The organism is Gammaproteobacteria bacterium, from assembly GCA_028817255.1.
GTDB lineage: Bacteria > Pseudomonadota > Gammaproteobacteria > Porifericomitales > Porifericomitaceae > Porifericomes > Porifericomes azotivorans.
Window position 1 is genome coordinate 1 of the sequence record JAPPQA010000001.1, and the last position, 2,637, is coordinate 2,637.

The 2,637-nt window shown below is 63.7% G+C and carries 5 protein-coding genes; all 5 read left to right on the top strand.

The genetic code is table 11. The features are described 5' to 3' along the window. Positions 1-168 precede the first annotated feature (168 nt). Entirely contained in the window at positions 169-1,443 is a 1,275-nt protein-coding gene (locus tag OXU43_00005) for a hydrogenase expression protein HypE (GenBank protein ID MDD9823563.1), read from the top strand. Further along, entirely contained in the window at positions 1,440-1,739 is a 300-nt protein-coding gene (locus OXU43_00010) for a hypothetical protein (protein ID MDD9823564.1), read from the top strand. Before OXU43_00005 ends, OXU43_00010 begins: the two co-directional genes overlap by 4 nt. Positions 1,740-1,763: 24 nt before the next feature. After that, positions 1,764-2,096, top strand: coding sequence for a hypothetical protein (locus OXU43_00015; GenBank protein MDD9823565.1), 333 nt, complete (start codon positions 1,764-1,766; stop codon positions 2,094-2,096). Position 2,097: 1 nt separating this feature from the next. Further along, positions 2,098-2,397 (top strand): hypothetical protein, encoded by a 300-nt coding sequence (locus tag OXU43_00020; protein MDD9823566.1) that lies wholly within the window; start codon positions 2,098-2,100, stop codon positions 2,395-2,397. Beyond that, the coding region (locus OXU43_00025; protein MDD9823567.1) for a hypothetical protein at positions 2,397-2,637 on the top strand (241 nt) is incomplete at its 3' end. The genes OXU43_00020 and OXU43_00025, both read left to right, overlap by 1 nt.

A 2,637-nucleotide genomic window follows, 5' to 3' on the forward strand; every position in this document is an offset into this window, starting at 1 on the left:
GACTCCCCCTCAAGGGGGGAGTGATGCGCGGGAATAGCGGGGTGGGAATCTTTTCCCCTCGATTGCGTAACGGCTTGGGGGGCTCAAAAACCCCTTGACTTTGTCCTTACGGCAAGGTTTACGCTATCGTAAGTCGTGGTTTCTCCACAGGAGATGCGAGGGAGACAAATGGATACCGGGAACGGAAAAGATGTTGCTCTGAACGGTGCGCACACGCCGGCGTTTGCCCTGGAATCGGGGCCTATTTCCGAGGTCCATGCCTTCTGGCTGGCGGGCATGAGCTGCGACGGCTGTTCCGTAGCGGCGGTAGGGGCCAAGAACCCTGCGGTCGAACAATTAATCAATGCCGATATTCCGGGGTTGCCCCGTATCGTCCTGCATCATCCGGTGCTGGGAGTCGAGGCCGGGCACCGCTTTATGGAGCCTTACTACAAGGCGGCCAAAGGGACGCTGGGCGCGTCTTACGTGGTGCTGTACGAGGGCTCGGTAGCGGATGAGGACATTGCCGCCGAATATGGCGGCTACTGGTCCGCCATGGGTATGGAGGAATTGGAGGACGGCAGTTGGCGCCCCTATCCGACGGCCCGCATGATGCATGCCATGGCGCCCGGCGCGGCGGCGGTGAACGCGGTGGGCACCTGCGCCACGTGGGGCGGCATCCCGGCGGCATGGGGCAACGTCACGCACGCTATGTCCGTCGCCGATTATTTGGGCAAGGAATTTCGCAGCGCGCTGGGATTGCCGGTTATTAACATCCCGGGCTGCGCTCCTCTGGGAGACAATATTACCGAGACCATCGTATCTATCCTCATGTTCCTGGCGGGGGTCGGGCCGTTGCCGGAGTTCGACGAACTCGGCCGGCCGGCTTGGATGTTTCGCTCCACGGTGCATCGCGGTTGCGAGCGGGCCGGAAATTACGAGGAGGGCGTCTTTGCCAAAGAATACGGCGACCAGGAATGCCTGGTGGAACTGGGTTGCTGGGGGCCGGTCGTGCAGTGCAACATGACCTCGCGCGGGGCGCTTGGCCACGCCGGCGGTTGCATGAACACCGGCGGCATCTGTATCGGTTGCACCATGCCGGGCTTCCCGGACGCCTTCGCGCCTTTCTACAAGGCGCCGCCCGGCCGATTCGTTTCCGCCACCGCCAGCCGCGCGGTAGGCAGCTTTATTCGCCCGTTGCGCGCGATCGGTCAGCGCAGGGGCAATATGACCCGGCGCTGGAGCCGTACGGGCCGGGTCCCAAGCGGTTGGGGGCATGTGGAGCCTCCCGGGCCGCTGATGCGGACGGCGCACTATTTCTACAGCAAGCTGCAAAGTTGGGGCACCGCTTTTCACCCCGCGGGCACCCGGTTACAGCGCGGCCTGCAGGCGGATGCCCACCGCTACATTCGGCAGGCGGAGACGGCGGCGGAGAAAAAAATGTTGAAGGCGGCCGCCGAGTGAGTGCCGCGGAGATATTTTCCTGGTGGTTCTTTTGGCTGGGAGTAGGCGGCTGCATCGTGCTTGCGGCCGCCGCTCTTTTGCTCGCGATCCTGGCGCTGGCCCGGCGCATCTCGGCGTTGGCGGCGGTCGCGTTGGGCGTGGTGGAGGCAATAGAGCAGAACACCAAGCCGATTTGGCAACTGCGGACTACCGGCAAGGTGGCGGGCGAATTGCTGGTCGCGGCGCGCTCCATCGAACGCAATGCCGGTGAAATTGTCGGGGCCTTGCAGGCGCCGGAGCGAAGGGACACGGCCTGACGCCGGGGCCGGGAGACGAAACCGATGGAACTCCAGACGGCTTCCCCCGCTCAGGCGGCTGCCTTTGTCTGGTGGGGGTCGTTAATCGTTGGCCTTGTGGTCAGCTTGGTGGTGGCGCTGTTGCTTTGGCTGATTTGCCGAACGGCGGGCGGCATAGATCGTTGCGCTTCCCGCATCTGGGACACCGGTCAGCGAGTCGCCAACAATACGATCCATATCCCTGCCCTGTATCGCATCAACGAGGGCGTGCAAGGCATTGAGGAGCAGGTCGCGCGTATCGAACGCGGCGCCGCCGCTATTCGCGCCCATGCGGAGCATTGTTCGGGATGCCCGCACTGCATTTTGGAGCGCGGGTGACATGTCCTTGTTGCTGTTGGCCTTTCTTACCGCTGCGCTGGTGTTGGCATTTTTTCTGGTGCTGGCGTTTTTTCTGATCAAGATCGGCAGCGTGCTGCGTTCGATTGGCGGGACGCCCACCAGCTATCTGGCCCGGCTGCGCCTGGGATTGCGCGCCATTGAGGTCGAAACCGGTCATCTCCCGCCCCAGGCGGCGGCGGCGAACGAAGGGCTGGCCCGGGTCGGCGCCGGGCTTGGCGCCGTTGACAAGCATCTGGCCGGCGTTATCGAGTCGGCGAGCAAGCAGGAAAGATACCGCTGATGGAGCTGACCCCTACATTGCCCGCCGCCGTATATGTTATCTGGTGCGCCATGTTGCTGCTTACGGTGCTGGTGGTCGTGCCGCTGGTGATCGTGCTTTTGCACCGCGTCCTGCGGGCGGCGCTGTGGATACGCCGCTACTTTGCGGAGATGCTGGCGGCGGGAGGCGGGATCGCCGGGAACACCGCTGCCATCGCGGCGCTGAACGAAACCATTGATGTAGCGGCCGACATGGCGGGGG

Excerpts from the sequence above, each read along its gene's own strand:
- OXU43_00005 (MDD9823563.1), top strand. The coding sequence starts at position 169 with ATGGATACCGGGAACGGAAAAGATGTTGCTCTGAACGGTGCGCACACG.
- OXU43_00015 (MDD9823565.1), top strand. The coding sequence starts at position 1,764 with ATGGAACTCCAGACGGCTTCCCCCGCTCAGGCGGCTGCCTTTGTCTGG.
- OXU43_00020 (MDD9823566.1), top strand. The coding sequence starts at position 2,098 with ATGTCCTTGTTGCTGTTGGCCTTTCTTACCGCTGCGCTGGTGTTGGCA.